This is a genomic window from Streptomyces flavofungini (assembly GCF_041028215.1).
GTDB lineage: Bacteria > Actinomycetota > Actinomycetes > Streptomycetales > Streptomycetaceae > Streptomyces > Streptomyces flavofungini_B.
The window spans coordinates 1-17484 of record NZ_JASKYR010000083.1 but is presented as its reverse complement, the minus strand read 5'-3'; the positions used below and the strand labels follow the sequence as shown (position 1 = coordinate 17484).

Here is a 17484-nt window from a genome sequence, read left to right as displayed (position 1 = left end):
GCCGTGTGCGGTCCCGGGGCGAGGTAGGCCGGGGGCCGCGCGGTGGCGCGGGCGGCGCCGACCGGCTCGCGCGCGGGCGTCTCGCCGTCGGCGGCGGGCCGCTGCTGCACGATCGCGGGCACGCCCACCGGGGCGGGCGCGGGCTCGGGCACCGGTGCCGCGGCACCGGTGCGACGGCCGCGCCAGGTCTCGCGGACGCGGAAGATGACGGCCTCCACGCGGGTGATCAGCGGCTCGAACCAGGGCAGCGCGAGCAGGATCAGCAGACCCGCGGCCCAGCCGAGGAAGACGTCGCTCAGCCAGTGCGTACCGAGGTAGACGGTGGTCAGTCCGACGCTCAGGGAGACCACGGCGGACAGCGCCGACAGATAGCGGCGGGTGCGCGGAGTGGAGGCCAGATAGGCCAGGATTCCCCAGGTCACGACGGCGTTGGCGGTGTGGCCCGAAGGGAATATATCGCCGTCCTGCCACATCTCGTTCGAGCCGATGACGGTGGCGTAGTGCGGGCCGAGGCGGCCCATGCCGATCTTGGCGGCGCCGACGGTGACGTTGAGCAGGAGCAGGGCGGCGCCGAACATGAGCAGCGGGCGCAGCGTGTGCTGCCGCCAGGAGCGCCAGCCGAGCCAGGCCGCGACCATGACGGCGGTGGGGCCGCGCTGGCCGAGGACGACCCAGTAGTCGAGGAAGGCGTGGATCTCCGGCCACTGCTGGTAGGGCCGGAAGAACATGACCTGCCAGTCGAACCGCACCAGCCACGTGGTGGCGAGCACGGCGACGACGATGGCCAGGTAGAACGCCAGGGTCGCGCCGAAGAGCACGACCCTGTGCCGGCTCATCCTCGGCTGATCGAGGTGGGCCGGCCGTTCCGGCTCACGGTCCAGCCGGGCGAAGACCCGGTCAAGACGGGTGAGGTTTCGTTCGGTACGCACCCAATCGACGTTACAGCGAGTGAGTCTGGCACTAGGCCGATTCAGTGGCTTTGTGATGACGATGTGATGTGGGATTGCTCTCAGGGCGGGACTTATTCCCCGGGATTCCTTATTCACTCCTCACGTACTTACCCAATTCGTTGATCGTTTTCGACGCCGTTTTATGTCCCTTATGAATTCGTTCACCGGGGGCTGGCGGAGAATTTCCCGAACGGCCGCCGGTGGCCGCGCTTAACGATCATGACCTGATCACGGCGGGCCCGAGCCGTGCAGCCAGAACGCCCCATAGACCGCGCTCGCCGCCGCCACGCCCCCGAGGATCAGCGCCGACCTCGCGGTACGCAGCCGCGCCAGCGCCACCGCGAGCGGCAGGAGCAGCGGGAAGGCGGGGAGGAGCAGCCGCGGCTTCGAGCCGAAGTAGCCGGCCGCGCAGAGCGCGAGCGCCACGACGACGCCGGTATAGAGGAGCAGCGGCAGCGGCTGGCGCTGCCGTACGCCGGTCACGTACAGCCAGACCACCAGCGCCACACCGATGATCAGACCGGTGCCCGCGAGCGCCCCGGGCGCCGAGGTGAACTTCTCCCCGACGAAGCGCGCGAAGGCGTAGCCGAAGTCGAAGCCGTTGCCCCAGCCCGCCTGGACGTCGAGGTAGCCGAGGAGCCCGCCGCCGGTGCGGTGGCCCACCCAGAGCACATAGCCCGCGGCGCCCAGCGGCGCGAGGAGCACGCCGAGGAGCATGCGCGGGGCGGCCCGCCGCTCCCGGTACACCTGGACGGCGGCCGTCACCCAGATCGCGGCGACCACCGCCGCGCCCACCGGACGGGTCAGACCCGCGAGGGAGGCGAGCACGCCCGCCGTCACCCAGCCCCCCGTGAGCAGCGCGTACAGCGACCAGGCGGCCAGCGCCGTGAACAGGGACTCGCTGTACGCCATCGACTGCACGATCCCGACCGGCAGCACCGCCCACAGCACGGCGGCGCAGATCCCGGCCCGCCGCCCGTACACATGGTCGGCGACCGCGAAGATCCCGGCGGCGGCGCAGAGCGAGGCGAGCCAGCTCACCACGAGCCCGGCATCGGCGTGACCGAGCGGGCTCACCGCCGAGACGAGCCGCTCCAGCCAGGGCAGGAGCGGGAAGAACGCCAGGTTGGAGTGGACGCTGCCGTCCGGCAGGCGCACCTCCCAGCCGTAGCCGTGCGCGGCGACCCGGGTGTACCAGAGCGAGTCCCAGCGGGCGGTCAGCAGCGTGTGCGGGCTCTTTCCGGCCGCCGCGCCCCACACCGCGAGCACCGCTAGGCCGAGCGCGCGCACCGCCGCGTACCCGAGGAGCGCGGGCCCGGCCCGGCGCAGGAGGTGGCCCCCCGAGGGCGGCGCGGAGTGTTGATCAAGGTCGGTCACGGGGTCGATTATCGGCCGGGGGAGGAGTGCGGCGCCCGCCAGGGGGCATGTCCCGATGTGGACGCGTGGTGCACGCCACACGGCATCCGCGCAACCGTGAGAGGTCCGCCACGCGCCCCTGGCGTGAACTCGCGTACGCTGGCGGCTCACTCGCCTTGTCCGCGCCGCCGTCCGTGCCGCAGGAGCAGGGATTCCCCATCCCGCAGGCCGCCGATGCGAGGGACCACTGGGAGGTACGCACATGTCCGGGACGACCACGGCCGCGGGACCGCAGGGCCGTCGGGGATCCGGGGCCCGTGCCGGGGCCAATCGCTGGGTCGTGCTCGTCGTCCTCTGCGTCAGCCTGCTGCTCGTCGCCGTCGACGCCACCGTGCTGCACGTCGCCGTGCCCGCGGTCACCGAGGACCTGCGGCCCGGCGCGATCGAGCTGCTGTGGATCGTCGACATCTACCCGCTGGTCTGCGCCTCGCTCCTCATCCTCTTCGGCACGCTCGGCGACCGCGTCGGCCGCAGACGCGTGCTGCTCCTCGGATACGCCCTCTTCGGTGTCGCCTCGGCCGTCGCCGGGTTCGCGGACAACGCGCAGGTCCTGATCGCGGCACGGGCGCTGCTCGGGGTCGGCGGTGCGATGATCATGCCCGCGACGCTGTCGATCCTGCGCCAGGTCTTCCCCGACCGGCGCGAGCGCGCCGTCGCCATCGGCATCTGGAGCGCGGTGGCCGCGGTCGGCGCGGCCGTCGGGCCGCTGCTCGGCGGGTTCCTCCTCGAACACTTCTGGTGGGGCTCGGTCTTCCTCATCAACATTCCGCTGATGCTGGTCAGCCTGCCCGTCGGCCGCTGGCTGCTGCCCGAGTCGACCGGGAGCGGCGACGGGCCCTGGGACGTGGTCGGCGCGCTGATGGCCGCGGGCGGGCTCTTCGGCGTCGTCCTCGGCGTGAAGCGCCTCGGCGGCGGGGAGTCACCGCTCGGCGTGACGACCCTGGCCGCGCTGGCCGTGGGGGTGGCGCTGCTCGCCGGGTTCGTGCGCAGGCAGCGGCGGCGGAAGCATCCGCTGGTCGATCTGTCGATGTTCGCGCGGCCCGCGTTCAGCACCTCGGTCGGCTGCATCGTGCTCGCCATGCTCGCCCTGGTCGGTCTCGAACTGATCGCCGCGCAGTACCTCCAGCTCGTGCTCGGCCTCTCCCCGCTGGAGACCGGCCTGCGGCTGCTGCCGCTCACCCTCGCCGCGATGGCCGCGGGCCTCGCCGGATCGAGGATGCTGCACCGCTTCGGGCCGCGCGCCATGGTCTGCTCCGGCTTCTGCCTCACCGCGCTCGCCGTGCTCGTCCTCACCGGCATGGGCGGCACCGCCAACGACGTGCTGCTGCTCATCGGCTTCGTGCTGCTCGGCCTCGGCCTGGAGACCACGCTCTTCGGTGCGTACGAGTCGATGCTCAGCGAGGCGCCGCCCTCCCAGGCGGGCGGGGCGGCGGCGATCGGCGAGACGTCCTACCAGCTCGGCGCGGGCATCGGGATCGCGCTGCTCGGCAGCGTCATGAACGCGGCGTACGCGCCGGGGCTCTCCTCGGTACGGGGGGTGCCCGCGGCGGACAGTGCCGCCGCCGGGCACTCGCTCGGTGAGGCGTACGAGGTGGCCGCGCGGCTCGGCGGAGCGCCGGGCGATGCTCTGCGCTCGGCCGCGCGGGACGCCTTCGTGCACGGGCTGCATGTGACGTTGCTCGTCAGCGCGGGTCTTCTGCTGGTCGGGGCGCTCGCGGCGTTGCGCCTGCCGCGCGGCATGGACTGTTCCTCCGCCGCTTCCTCCGGGGCGGGGCATGAGGCGGGGCCCGAGGCCGGACCCGAGGCGGGTGTGCCCGCGCCGCGGGAACCCTCGCGGGTCGGGGCCGAATCCTCCGCGCGGTGAGTTCCGCCGCTCCCGCCGGGCTGGTCAGGAGCGGCGCGGGACGCTCTGGACGTGGGGGAGACTGCGTCGTAACGTCGGCGCGAGTCGTAGCTAACTACCAGTGCTAGTTTTGTGTTGCCGGAGGTTCGCATGTCCGCAAGTGCCCGCACCCCGCTGCCGCCCTTCGACCCCGCCGATCCGCTGGGCATCGACGACCTGCTCGACCCGGAGGACCTCGCGATCCGCGACACCGTCCGCTCCTGGGCGGCCGACCGGGTCCTGCCGCACATCGCCGACTGGTACGAGAAGGGTGAGCTGCCCGGCATCCGGGAGCTCGCCGGGGAACTCGGCTCCATCGGGGCGCTCGGCATGTCCCTGAAGGGCTACGGGTGCGCGGGCGCGACCTCCGTGCAGTACGGGCTCGCCTGCCTGGAGCTGGAGGCCGCCGACTCCGGCATCCGCTCCCTCGTCTCCGTGCAGGGCTCCCTCGCCATGTACGCCATCCACCGCTTCGGCTCCGAGGAGCAGAAGCGGCGGTGGCTGCCGGGGATGGCCGCGGGCGAGATCATCGGCTGCTTCGGCCTGACCGAGCCCGACCACGGCTCCGACCCCGCCTCCATGCGTACGCACGCCAAGAAGGACGGCACCGACTGGGTGCTCAGCGGGCGCAAGATGTGGATCACCAACGGCTCGGTGGCCGGTGTCGCCGTCGTCTGGGCCCAGACCGACGAGGGCATCAGGGGCTTCGTCGTGCCCACCGACAGCCCCGGCTTCTCGGCGCCCGAGATCAAGCACAAGTGGTCGCTGCGGGCCAGCGTCACCAGCGAGCTGGTCATGGACGACGTACGGCTGCCCGCCGACGCGGTCCTGCCCGAGGGGGTGGGCCTGAAGGGTCCGCTGAGCTGTCTCTCGCACGCCCGCTACGGCATCGTCTGGGGCGCGATGGGCGCGGCGCGCTCGTCCTTCGAGGCGGCCGTGGAGTACGCGAAGACCCGCGAGCAGTTCGGCCGGCCCATCGGCGGCTTCCAGCTCACCCAGGCCAAGCTCGCCGACATGGCGGTCGAGCTGCACAAGGGCATCCTGCTTGCCCACCACCTCGGACGGCGCCTCGACGCGGGCAGGCTCCGTCCCGAGCAGGTCAGCTTCGGCAAGCTCAACAACGTACGGGAGGCGATCGAGATCTGCCGCACGTCCAGGACCATCCTGGGCGCCAACGGGATCTCCCTCGAATACCCCGTCATGCGGCACGCGACGAACCTCGAATCGGTGCTCACCTACGAGGGCACCGTCGAGATGCATCAGCTCGTTCTGGGCAAGGCGCTCACCGGCCTTGACGCCTTCCGGTGACCGGCCTCCCGGTGCTCCGGACGGGTTCGGTGAGCCGCCTCGCCCGCTAGCTCTGGTTGAAGAATCCGTCCGACGGGCGACCCGACGCCTCGCCGTTGACGATGTTCGTGTCGGCGGGGGTCAGCAGGAAGACCCGCGTCGCCACGCGCTCGATCGAACCGCGCAGGCCATAGGTGAGGCCCGCCGCGAAGTCGACCACGCGCTTGGCGTCCGTGGGGTCCATGGACGTGAGATTCATGATGACCGGGACACCGTCACGGAACAGCTCGCCGATGCCGCGGGCGTCCCTGAAGCTGTTCGGGGTCACCGTCCCGATGCGGCGCTCCTGCTCCTGGGCCTTCTCGTTCGCCACCCGCACGCGCGGGTCGGTGACCCAGGCCTCCGGCTGGTCGGGCCCCTCGGCCCGGTCGTCTTCGTAGCCGTCGTCGTAGTAACGCTCGTCGTTGTTGTCGTCAACGAGGCCAAGCCAGGCACTCGCCTTGCGCACCGATCCCATGGACGCCTCCTCTCGCAGCGGTTTCCCTGCTTTCCGCGTTCCTATCGTCGTCCATGATGCGGATGCTGCGCCAAGTGGATAGTCGCCGCGCGGGGTTTTCGTGACGGTACTGGTGCAGAGTCAACACGCCGACGCACGTGGTACTTCAAGGGTCCTGCTGTGTACGGCTGCTGACAGTGAGTGAAATATGATTTCTCCCGGCGTACGGGTGACGGCCGGGGCGTCCGGGTGAACGGCCCCCTCGTTACGATGCCCCGAGATCATCGGTTTATCAGCTCGGGCCACTCGGGGGAGTCGTCTTGTTCGGAATCGTCAGGCCCTGCGCGCACCGCCTCGGTGACGGACTCAAGGCGCAGTGGATGGCCCATCTGTGCGGGCTCTGCCTCGCGCTCCGCGGCGACCACGGGCAGTTCGCACGGGTGGTCACCAACTACGACGGCCTGATCATCTCGGTCCTGACGGAGGCTCAGACCGAGCGCTCCGACGGCGGGCGGCGCACCGCGGGGCCCTGCCCGCTGCGCGGGATGCGGACGGCGTCCGTGGCGCGCGGCGAGGGGGCGCGCCTGGCCGCCGCCGTGTCGCTGGTGCTCGCGTCGGCGAAGGTCCGCGACCATGTCGTCGACGGGGACGGGCTGCTCGCCCGCCGCCCGGTGGCCGTCGCCGCCCGACGCGTGGCCAGGAGCCGACCGGGGCCGACGTGGGGTTCGACACGGGGGTCCTGCTGGCTGCCGTCGAACGGCAGTCCGGCATCGAGGCCTTGGCGGGGCCCGGCACCTCGCTCCTCACGGTCACCGAACCGACCGAGACGGCCACCGCGGCGGCCTTCGCTCACACCGCGGTGCTGGCCGGACGGCCCGGCAACGTGGCGCCGCTCGCCGAGGCCGGACGGCTCTTCGGGCGTCTCGCGCATCTGCTCGACGCCGTGGAGGACAGGGAGGCCGACGCCGCGTCGGGTGCGTGGAACCCGCTCGCCGCGACCGGTACGTCCCTCGCGGAGGCGCGACGCCTCGCCGACGACGCGCTGCACGGCATCCGCCTCGCGCTGCGCGACGCCGCGTTCACCGACGGAAAGCTGGTCCACGTCCTCCTCGCGCACGAGCTGCGCCGCTCGGTCGACCGCGCCTTCGGCACGGGGTCGTGCGGCCACACCCATCAGGTGACGGCCCATCAGCCCGACCACCGGGGACAGGGCTCCTTCGGCCCTCCGCAGACCGGAGGGCCCTATGGACAGCAGAATCCGTACGGGGGCGGGAACCCGTACGGGGGCGGCGACCCGTACGGCGGTGGCAATCCGTACGGAGGCGGCAACCCGTACGGCGGCGACGTGCCCGGCGGTCCGGGCGGTCCGGGCGGTCCCGGCGGACCCGGCGGACCCGGCGGTTTCGGCGGTGGCGGTCACGGCTTCGATCCGGGGCCGTCCCAGCCGGGCAAGCCGGGCAAGCGGGGCTTCTGGGCGGGGTGCGCGGTGGCGATCGGGCTCTGCTGCACCTGCAAGATGTGCTGCGCCGACGAGTACGAGGGTCCGTGGTCCCGCAAGAAGCGCGAGGGCTGCTGCAACAACTGCGACTGCGGATGCGACAGCGGCTGCTGTGGCTGCTGCGAGTGCTGCAGCTGCTGCGACTGCGGTCTGTAGAGCCCGGGGCCGATGGCCCGCGCCCTACGGCCGCTCTCCCTCAGGGGGTGCCTACTGGCTCGCCTGTTTTGCGGATGGTTCAATTCCGGACATTCCCGGGGTGGGGTGTGGGCGTGCCGAGCGCCCTCCCCGGGGGCGGGCCGAGTCCCGGCGGAGAGCCGCTGACCGGCGAGGTCCGCCTCGGTGGCGAGCCGGGCTGCTGGCTCGGCGGTGGCGAACACACGCTCCCGGTGAGCGTGGTGGGGGACGGCTCGCGCTGGGCCGTCGACTGCTACCGGTCGCTGCCGCCACCCCGGGCGACGGCCGAAAGCCGCCCTTGTGCGGCCTGACAGCACCCCCCAATACTCCCGAGCAGCGCTTGCCAGGAGCATGGCGTAAACGGAAGCCGGACTTGCTCTTCGGCTGCGCCTCACGGGTCCCCAACCCACACGGACCCACTGACTTCCCTCGGGAGGAACGAACGTGAGGATCAAGCGCACCACCTCAGGCCCCGCGAGACACACCCGTCTGCTCGCCGTCGCCACCGGACTCGTCGCCGCGGGAGCGCTCGCGGTACCCGCCGCCAGCGCCCACGACGGCACGGCCACCTTCAGCGCCTCGCAGCTGGAGCAGGCGAGCGACGCCGTGCTCGGCGCCGACGTCGCGGGCACCGCCTGGGGCGTGGACCCGAAGACCAAGCAGGTCGTCGTCACCGCCGACAGCACCGTCTCCAAGGCGGAGATCGCCGAGCTCAGGGCGGCGGCGGGCGCGAACGCGGGCGCCCTGAAGATCGAGCGGACGCCGGGCACGTTCCAGAAGTACATCTCCGGCGGCGACGCCATCTACGCGAGCAGTTGGCGCTGTTCGCTCGGCTTCAACGTCCGCAACGGCAGCACCTACTACTTCCTGACCGCCGGGCACTGCACCGACGGCGCGGGCACCTGGTGGTCCAACTCGGCGAAGACGACCGTGCTCGGCACGACGTCGGGGTCCAGCTTCCCGACGAACGACTACGGCATCGTCAAGTACACCAACAACTCGGTGACCAAGTCCGGCACCGTGGGCAGCCAGGACATCACGCGCGCCGCCGACGCCACGGTGGGCCAGAACGTCACCCGCCGCGGGTCCACCACCGGCACGCACACCGGCCGGGTCACCGCGCTCAACCAGACCGTCAACTACGGCGGCGGCGACGTGGTCTACGGCATGATCAAGACCACGGTCTGCGCCGAGCCCGGCGACAGCGGCGGCCCGCTGTACGCCGGTTCGACGGCGCTCGGTCTGACCTCCGGCGGCAGCGGCAACTGCTCCTCCGGCGGAACGACCTTCTTCCAGCCGGTCACCGAGGCGCTGCGCGCGTACAACGTGAGCGTCTACTGATCCGAACGGCCCCGAGGGCCCCGTACCGCACGTGAGACAGCAGCAGGCGCAGGACGAGCCCCCGCCCGGCTTTCCGGACGGGGGCTCGCTCTTGCCCGGGGGGCGAGCTACCTTCGAAGAGCACGCCCAACACGCCCAATTCGGACCCTGGGGGGCCGGCATGGTCGAGGAGCTGGTGGCGGCGGGGGTGGCCGTCGGGGCTGCCGGAGCGGTCTATGTCCTGGCGGCGGCGCGCGTCGTCAAGCAGTACGAGCGGGGCGTGGTCCTGCGGCTCGGAAAGCTCCAGCGCGCGGTGCGCGGACCGGGGTTCACCATGATCGTGCCGTTCGTCGACCGGCTCCGCAAGGTCAACATGCAGATCGTGACGATGCCGGTCCCCGCGCAGGACGGCATCACGCGCGACAACGTCACGGTCCGCGTCGACGCGGTCATCTACTTCAAGGTGATCGACGCCGCCGAGGCGGTCGTGCAGGTGGAGGACTACCGCTTCGCCGTCTCGCAGATGGCCCAGACCTCGCTCCGGTCGATCATCGGCAAGAGCGATCTCGACGATCTGCTCTCCAACCGCGAGAAGCTCAACCAGGGCCTTGAGCTGATGATCGACAGCCCGGCCGTGGGCTGGGGCGTGCAGATCGACCGGGTGGAGATCAAGGACGTCTCCCTGCCCGAGACCATGAAGCGCTCCATGGCCCGCCAGGCGGAGGCCGACCGCGAGCGGCGGGCCCGCGTCATCAACGCCGACGCCGAACTCCAGGCGTCCAAGAAGCTCGCCGAGGCCGCGCACGAGATGTCGGAGGAACCGGCCGCGCTGCAACTGCGGCTGCTCCAGACCGTGGTGGCCGTCGCCGCGGAGAAGAACTCCACCCTCGTACTGCCCTTCCCGGTGGAGCTGCTCCGTTTTCTCGAACGGGCCCAGCAGGGCCTTCCGCAGCCGCCGGATTCCGGAACGGGACGTGCGGAAGCCGGTGATCCGGGCCGCTCGGAAGGGACGAGAACCGGACAGGACTAGTCCTCACCGTCTGCTGGCCACTGCTCAGCGCGCGGTGTTCGCGAAGGTGACCGACGTGGTGGGACCGGGGGCGTTCAGGGGTGCGGGGGCGCACAGCGGCAATGGAGTGCGCGTCCTGAAGTAGACCTTGTGTGCGACCGGAAAGCGTCGGGATAGTGGGCGAGGCCAAGTTGGCATGGACGCGGCTTTTTCAGCGTGGCGGTTCCGTGCCGCGCATGCCCTGCGGTCCGTCAGGTCCCCACAACCGGACGGGCCGATCCCCCCACAGGAGGTCGTGAGTTTTGAAGCACCGACGCATACCCAAGCGGCGCGTAGCCGTGGCAGGCGCGGGCATCGCCGCGCTGGTCGCCGCGGGAGTCACCTTCCAGACCGCGAACGCCAGCGAGACTCCGGCGGCCCCCACCCCGGACGTCCTCTCGGTCGCGAAGGCCGGAAAGCTGGCCTCGGCCCTCACCAAGGACCTCGGCGCGGACGCCGCGGGCACGTACTACGACGCCAAGGCGAAGAGCCTGGTCGTGAACGTGCTGGACGACGAGGCGGCCAAGGCCGTCGAGTCGGCGGGCGGCAAGGCGAGAATCGTCGAGAACTCCCTGGCCGAACTGAAGAGCGCCCGCGCGACGCTCGACGACAAGGCGGCCGTGCCCGGCACCTCGTGGGCGACGGACCCGGCGACCAACAAGGTGGTCGTCACGGCGGACCGCACGGTCAAGGGTGCCGCGCTCGACAAGGTCGGCGCGATCGTGAAGAAGCTCGGCGGCAAGGCCGAGCTGAGGCACAGCAAGGGCGAGTACAAGCCCTTCATCGCCGGTGGCGACGCGATCTGGGGGAGCGGCTCGCGCTGCTCGCTCGGCTTCAACGTCGTCAAGGGCGGCGAGCCGTACTTCCTGACGGCCGGTCACTGCGGCAACGCGGTGAAGAGCTGGTCCGACTCGCAGGGCGGCGGTGAGATCGGCACCACGGAGGAGTCGAGCTTCCCCGACAACGACTACGCGATCGTGAAGTACACGGCCGACACCCCGCACCCCAGCGAGGTGAACCTCTACGGCGGCACCCAGGCGATCAGCAAGGCCGGGGACGCCACGGTGGGCCAGAAGGTGACGCGCAGCGGCAGCACCACCCAGGTCCACGACGGTGAGGTCACCGCGCTCGACGCCACGGTGAACTACCAGGAGGGCCAGGTCCACGGTCTGATCCAGACCACGGTCTGCGCCGAGCCCGGTGACAGCGGCGGCGCGCTCTTCGCCGGTGACACCGCGCTGGGTCTCACCTCGGGCGGCAGCGGTGACTGCTCCTCCGGCGGCGAGACGTTCTTCCAGCCGGTGCCGGAGGCGCTGAGCGCCTACGGGGCGGAGATCGGCTGAGGCAGGGCGACGTCCGTCGCCTCGCGCGAGTGAGGGAGCGCCGGTCCGCTGTCGCGGGCCGGCGCTCCTTCGTGTCCGTGGGCTTCGGCGTACGGGCTACGCGATGGTCCTGCCGTAGCCCGAGCCGTCCCTGCCGTATCCCGTGCCGCTGAGGTCGATCGAGCCGGACCGTGTGGTGCGGCGGGTGGACAGGGCGAGGGTGACGGCGGTGCCCACGACCGCCCAGCCCGCGAGGACGAGCAGCGGCCAGGTGATCGCGTTGCCCTCGAAGTACGCGATGGAGCGGGCGGCCCAGGTGCCCGCGCCGGGCGGCAGCCAGGGGCCGATCGCCTTCCAGAAGGGCGGCAGCATCGGCAGCGGGAAGGCGCCGCCCGCGCTCGGGTTGCCCCCGATGACGATGAGGAGGACGGCCAGGCCGATGCCCATGATGCCGGTGAGGGCCTGGAGGGCGAGCGTGATGGCGCCCACCCCGAAGATCACCAGAGCGCCGAGGCCCCAGAGGCCCATGATGCTGCCGGGCAGGGCGCCGAGGATCGGTCCGACGATGACCGCGCCGCCGAGCCCGCCGGCGATCGAGTAGAGCGCCATGGTGCCGAGCCTGATCACCGCGCGCGGCACGTTGGCGGCCCGGGAGCCCGCGCTGATCGCCAGGATCGACGCGCAGAGATAGCCGCCGACGCACCAGCCGACGACCAGGTAGAAGGACGAGAGCCCGTTGAAGTCGTGCTTCGACGCCGGGGCCACGTCGACGGTCTTCACCGTGCGCTTCTGCTCCGCGTCGACCTCGGTGGCGAGCGTGGTCAGGGCCCTGGAGAGCGCGGTGCCTCCGCCGGAGGCGACCAGGAGGGTGTCGGTGGTGCCGCGCGGGTCGACGATCAGGGCGCCGTCGATCTCACGCTCCATGATCTTGTGCCGGGCCGTGGCCTCGTCCTTGACCCGGCGCGGGTCGAGCGGTTCGCCGGGCAGTTTCCGCAGCTTGTCGGCGGTCTGCTCGGCCGCCTGCCCGGGGGCGACCACGCCGAAGGCGACGTCCTTGGGCTTGGGGTCGTGCAGCGCCCCCACGTAGGAGGCGATGAACAGGAGCTGGAGGGCGAGTACGCCGATGACGAGCAGGGCTGCTCGCGGTGTGACGGCGCTCTTGAACTCATCGGCGAACCTCATGCCCTCAACGCTCCGGGCACCCGGTCGTCTCCGCAGGCGGGATGGGCCGAACGGAGGATACGGGCGGCGCCCCGAGAGGGGGCCCGAACGTGCGTCGTACACGCGTTCGAAATCTGGTCTATGGTGGAGGCGGGGGATAAGGGATCGGTTCAGTTCAGGGTTACAGGAGGTGCGTGTGCCCGGGTTCACGCATCTGCACACCGTCTCCGGGTTCTCCCTGCGCTACGGCGCCTCGCACCCCGAGCGGCTCGCCGAGCGCGCCGCCGAGCGGGGCATGGACGCCCTCGCGCTCACCGACAGGGACAGCGTCGCGGGCGCCGTCCGGTTCGCCAAGGCCTGTGCGAAGGCCGGGGTCCGGCCGCTGTTCGGGGCCGAGCTCGCGGTGGCGGAGCCCGCGCCCGCCAGGAGCGAGCGGCGGCGGACCCCGGTGCGCGGCGGCGCCTTCATCGACGAGTCGACCCCGCGCGTGACCTTCCTCGCCCGCGACGGCGCCACCGGCTGGGCCGCGCTCTGCCGTCTGGTCACCGAGGCCCACCGCGCCCCCGGGGGACAGCCCGTCCTGCCGTGGGAGGAGAACCGCGGCGAGGGCCTGACCGTGCTGCTCGGCCCCGCGTCCGACGTGGGGCGCGCGCTCGCCGCGGGCCGCCCCGACCGCGCCGCCCGGCTCCTCGCGCCCTGGCGTGAGCGGTACGGCGACGCGCTGCGCCTGGAGTCCGTCTGGCACGGCCGCGAAGGCACGGGTCCGGGGTCGCTCCGCCTCGCCGCGCGCACCGTCGGCTTCGCCGCCGAGCAGGGCGTGCGGCCGGTCCTGAGCAACGCCGTGCGCTACGCCGACCCCGGTCAGGGGCCCGTCGCCGATGTCCTCGACGCCGCGCGCCGCCTCGTCCCCGTCGACCCGACCAAGGAGCTCGACAGCGGGCAGCGGTGGCTGAAGGACGCCGACGCCATGCTGGACGCCGCCGAGCGGATCGTCGAGGCCGCCGGGTTCCGCCGCGACACCGCCCACCGGCTGCTCGAACAGACCCGGGCGACCGCCGCCGAGTGCGTGGTCGACCCCGAGGACGACATCGGCATCGGCTCCGTGCACTTCCCCGAACCGCGCCTGGTCGGCGCCGGGCGCCGCACCGCGCAGCGCGTCCTCGCCTCGCGCGCCGCCGCGGGCATGCTGCTGCGCGGCTACGCGTCGCGGCGCGACTACTGGGAGCGCATGCACGAGGAGCTGGACGTCATCGCCCACCATGGCTTCGCCTCCTACTTCCTCACCGTGGCCCAGGTCGTCGACGACGTGCGCGCCCTCGGCATCCGGGTCGCGGCGCGCGGTTCGGGCGCCGGGTCCCTCGTCAACCACCTCATTGGCATCGCGCACGCCGACCCCGTCGAGCACGGGCTGCTCATGGAGCGGTTCCTGTCCACGCGGCGCCCGGTCCTGCCGGACATCGACATCGACGTCGAGTCGGCCCGCCGCATCGAGGTCTACCGCGCGATCATCGACCGCTTCGGCACCGACCGGGTCGCGACGGTCGCCATGCCCGAGACCTACCGGGTGCGGCACGCCGTACGCGACGTGGGCGCCGCCCTGTCCATGGACCCGGCCGACATCGACCGGATCGCCAAGGCCTTCCCGCACATCCGCGCCCGCGACGCCCGCACCGCCCTGGCGGAACTGCCCGAGCTGCGGGAACTGGCGGCGGAGCTCGGCGGCAACGAGCGCTTCTGGGACCTGGTGGAGTCCCTCGACGGGCTGCCGCGCGGCGTCGCCATGCACCCGTGCGGGGTGCTGCTCTCCGACGCCACGCTGCTCGCGCGCACCCCCACCGTGCCCACCAGCGGCGAGGGCCTGCCCATGTCGCAGTTCGACAAGGAGGACGTCGAGGACCTCGGCCTGCTCAAGCTGGACGTGCTCGGTGTGCGGATGCAGTCGGCGATGGCGCACGCGGTCGCGGAGGTCGAGCGCGCCACGGGGGTCTCCGTCGACCTCGACGACCCGCGCCAGGTGGCGCCGGGCGACCCGGCGACGTACCGGCTCATCCAGTCCACCGAGACGCTCGGCTGCTTCCAGATCGAGTCGCCCGGCCAGCGCGACCTGGTCGGACGGCTCCAGCCCTCGACCTTCCACGACCTCGTGGTGGACATCTCCCTGTTCCGCCCGGGGCCGGTCGCGGCCGACATGGTGCGGCCCTTCATCGAGGCCAGGCACGGCCGTTCGCCCGCCCGCTGTCCGCACCCCGACCTGACGGAACCCCTGAAGGAGACATACGGCGTCGTCGTCTTCCACGAGCAGATCATCCGGATCGTCGACATCATGACCGGCTGCGGGCGCGGCGAGGCCGACCGGGTGCGGCGCGGGCTCTCCGACCCGGAGTCGCAGGGCCGGATCAAGATCTGGTACGCGCAGCACGCGGCGGCCAAGGGGTACGACGCCGAGACGATCGAACGCACCTGGGGCATCGTCGAGGCCTTCGGCTCCTACGGTTTCTGCAAGGCGCACGCCGTGGCCTTCGCCGTGCCCACCTATCAGTCGGCGTGGCTGAAGGCCCATCACCCGGCCGCCTTCTACGCCGGGTTGCTCACGCACGACCCCGGGATGTACCCGAAACGGCTGCTGCTCGCCGACGCGCGGCGGCGCGGGGTGCCGATCCTGCCGCTCGACGTGAACCGGTCGGCGGTCGCTCACCGTATCGAACTGGTGTCCGAGCCCCGGCGTATGTGGGGGCTCCGGCTCGCCCTCTCGGACGTGCACGGCATCAGCGAGGCCGAGGCCGAACGGATCGCGGAGGGGCAGCCCTACGCCTCGCTCGTCGACTTCTGGGAGCGGGCCAGGCCCTCCAAGCCGGTCGCCCACCGGCTCGCCCAGGTCGGCGCGCTCGACGCGTTCGGCGCCAACCGCCGGGACCTGCAACTGCACCTGACCGAGCTGCGGCGCGGCACCCGGGGTGCCGCCGGGGGACAGCTCCCGCTGGCGGGCGGGCGCGGCACGGCGCCCGCCGGGCTGCCCGACCTCGACGACGCGGAGCGGCTCAGCGCCGAACTCGGCGTCCTCGGCATGGACTCCTCGCGCCACCTCATGGGCGACCACGGCGACTTCCTCGCGGAGCTGGGCGTGCTCAGCGCCCGGCGCCTGCGCGAGGCCGAGAACGGGTCGACCGTGCTTGTCGCGGGCGCCAAGGCCGCCACGCAGACCCCGCCGCTCCGTTCCGGCAAGCGCGTCATCTTCACCACCCTGGACGACGGCACGGGCCTGGTCGACCTGGCCTTCTTCGAGGACGCGCACGAACGGTGCGCGCACACCGTCTTCCACTCCTGGCTGCTGCTGATCCGCGGCGTGGTGCAGCGCCGCGGCCCGCGCAGCTTCAGCGTGGTGGGCGCGGCGGCCTGGAACCTGGCCGAGCTGGTCGAACTGCGCAAGGAGGGCGGCCTGGAAGCGGTGGCGCGGCGCCTGGCCGAAGCGGAGCCGGAGTCCGAGCCCGGGGCGGGCCCAGGACAGGGGGACCGGCCGGGGCCCACCACGCGGCGCATCGAGATGCCCACGGGGTTCCGGATGAACCCCTGGGCCGACCTCCGCCCGCCGGGCGAGGGCCCCGCGGGCAGCAGCAGGAAGTTGTGGCACCAGAGTCCGGGGAGCGCGGGATGAACGAGGCGAAGGGGATGAGCGAGGTGAGCGGGACGGGCGAGGCGAGCGGGTGGTCCGAGGGCGGCGGCACGCTGTACGTGCGGTTCCTGCTGGCGCCCGTGTACGAGGCCGCGCTGCCCCCGCTGCTCGCCCTGCTCGGCGAGTTCACCCCGCGGGTGGAGGCGCTGCCGCCGGACGCCGCGCTCGTGGACCTGCGCGGCGCGCGGCGCTACTTCGGGCGCGGCGCCGTCGAACTGGCCGCGCTGATCCGCGTACGGGCACTCGCGCTGTACGGGGTGGAGTGCGCGATCGGCGTGGGACCCGGGCCGATGCTGGCCCGGATGGCCGCGCGGGGCGCCGCGCCCGGCGTGACCCGTGCGGTGCCCGAAGGCCCCGACGGGGTCCGGGAGTTCCTCGCCGACCGGCCGGTCGGCGAGCTGCCCGGCATCGGCCGTGCCACCGCCCGCACCCTCTGCGAGTACGGCCTCGACTCCCTCGGGAAGGTCGGCGCCGCACCCCTGTCCACCCTCCAGCGGCTCGTCGGCGCCCGCGCGGGCCGCGAGCTGCGCGAGAAGGCGCGGGGCATCGACCGGGGCCGGGTCGTGCCGAACGCCGCCGCGCGCTCGCTCTCCGTGGAACGCCCCTTCCCCCGCGATGAGCTGGACCCCTTCCGGCACCGCCGCGCCCTGCTCTCCGGCGCCGAGGAGCTGGGGGTGCGGATGCGCGGCGAGGACCAGGTGTGCCGCACGCTGACCCTCACCGTGCGGTACGCGGACCGCTCCACGACCACCCGGAGCAGAACCCTTCCCGAGCCGACCGCCCACTCCACCGCGCTGACCATGACCGCGTACCGCATGTACGAGGCGCTCGGTCTCCAGCGGGCCAGGGTGCGCGCCCTGGCCCTGCGCGCCGAGGGCCTCACGCCCGCCGAACACGCCACCCACCAGCTGTCGTTCGACCCGACGGACGAGAAGGCCCGCCGCATCGAGGAGGTCGCCGACCGGGCGCGGGCGAAGTTCGGTCCTGGCGCGATCGTGCCGGGGACGCTGGCGGCGTGAGCCCGGACCCTGCCAGTGGTCACTGGAAAGTTCTCCTGTCACGCCGCTTCACTCTTCACCTACTGGCGCGTAATTTGACGTGAGCACGGCATCCTGTCGATCCGGGTCGCAGGGCACAGCCATCGCACCTCCCTGAGTCGCGCCTCAAGCCGCACGCGTCGAGGCGCACGCCCTTGAGCCGCAAGGAGTCCCCACGATGCTGCCCTGGAGACGCGCGCTGCGCGCGTCTCCRSSGCMSYRY

12 protein-coding genes and 1 pseudogene are annotated in these 17484 nt (G+C 72.4%); 9 read left to right on the top strand and 4 right to left on the bottom strand.

Annotated elements, in window-relative coordinates; genetic code table 11:
* Positions 1 to 929: phosphatase PAP2 family protein (locus tag AB8Z36_RS08675; RefSeq protein WP_369212620.1), on the bottom strand; the 929-nt coding region annotated here is incomplete at its 3' end.
* A gap of 249 nt (positions 930 to 1178) precedes the next feature.
* Entirely contained in the window at positions 1179 to 2327 is a 1149-nt protein-coding gene (locus AB8Z36_RS08670) for a mannosyltransferase family protein (protein ID WP_369212619.1), read from the bottom strand.
* A gap of 241 nt (positions 2328 to 2568) precedes the next feature.
* Between AB8Z36_RS08670 and AB8Z36_RS08665 the strand changes: the two genes are divergently transcribed.
* Complete coding sequence (locus AB8Z36_RS08665) at positions 2569 to 4230, top strand: MFS transporter (protein ID WP_369212618.1); 1662 nt, start codon at positions 2569 to 2571, stop codon at positions 4228 to 4230.
* 129 nt (positions 4231 to 4359) lie between these two features.
* Positions 4360 to 5556, top strand: coding sequence for an acyl-CoA dehydrogenase family protein (locus AB8Z36_RS08660; protein ID WP_369212617.1), 1197 nt, complete (start codon positions 4360 to 4362; stop codon positions 5554 to 5556).
* A gap of 46 nt (positions 5557 to 5602) precedes the next feature.
* Here AB8Z36_RS08660 and AB8Z36_RS08655 read toward each other — a convergent pair whose 3' ends face one another.
* A complete protein-coding gene (locus AB8Z36_RS08655) occupies positions 5603 to 6052 on the bottom strand; it encodes a cell division protein SepF (RefSeq protein ID WP_369212616.1) in 450 nt (149 codons plus the stop codon).
* A gap of 359 nt (positions 6053 to 6411) precedes the next feature.
* On the opposite strand from AB8Z36_RS08655, the pseudogene AB8Z36_RS08650 reads away from it, so the two are divergent.
* The 5 genes and pseudogenes from AB8Z36_RS08650 (at position 6412) to AB8Z36_RS08630 (ending at position 11414) form a co-directional block, all read left to right on the top strand.
* Positions 6412 to 7685, top strand: a pseudogene (locus AB8Z36_RS08650) (DUF5685 family protein).
* A gap of 113 nt (positions 7686 to 7798) precedes the next feature.
* The gene (locus tag AB8Z36_RS08645; protein ID WP_369212615.1) at positions 7799 to 8014 is read left to right on the top strand and encodes a hypothetical protein; all 216 of its coding nucleotides are present in this window, start codon (positions 7799 to 7801) and stop codon (positions 8012 to 8014) included.
* Between the two features lie 133 nt (positions 8015 to 8147).
* Complete coding sequence (locus AB8Z36_RS08640; RefSeq protein WP_369212614.1) at positions 8148 to 9044, top strand: S1 family peptidase; 897 nt, start codon at positions 8148 to 8150, stop codon at positions 9042 to 9044.
* Between the two features lie 160 nt (positions 9045 to 9204).
* Positions 9205 to 10053, top strand: coding sequence for a slipin family protein (locus tag AB8Z36_RS08635; protein WP_369212613.1), 849 nt, complete (start codon positions 9205 to 9207; stop codon positions 10051 to 10053).
* A 281-nt stretch (positions 10054 to 10334) separates the two neighbouring features.
* Entirely contained in the window at positions 10335 to 11414 is a 1080-nt protein-coding gene (locus AB8Z36_RS08630; protein ID WP_369212612.1) for a S1 family peptidase, read from the top strand.
* A 96-nt stretch (positions 11415 to 11510) separates the two neighbouring features.
* On the opposite strand, the gene AB8Z36_RS08625 is transcribed toward AB8Z36_RS08630, so the two are convergent.
* Positions 11511 to 12575: a DUF3533 domain-containing protein gene (locus AB8Z36_RS08625; protein ID WP_369212611.1), complete on the bottom strand. Its 1065-nt coding sequence runs from the start codon at positions 12573 to 12575 to the stop codon at positions 11511 to 11513.
* Positions 12576 to 12750: 175 nt separating this feature from the next.
* On the opposite strand from AB8Z36_RS08625, the gene AB8Z36_RS08620 reads away from it, so the two are divergent.
* Together AB8Z36_RS08620 and AB8Z36_RS08615 are read left to right on the top strand one after the other, a co-directional pair.
* Complete coding sequence (locus AB8Z36_RS08620) at positions 12751 to 16206, top strand: DNA polymerase III subunit alpha (protein WP_369212610.1); 3456 nt, start codon at positions 12751 to 12753, stop codon at positions 16204 to 16206.
* A 14-nt stretch (positions 16207 to 16220) separates the two neighbouring features.
* A complete protein-coding gene (locus tag AB8Z36_RS08615) occupies positions 16221 to 17243 on the top strand; it encodes a DNA polymerase Y family protein (protein WP_369212621.1) in 1023 nt (340 codons plus the stop codon).
* Positions 17244 to 17484: the final 241 nt, after the last annotated feature.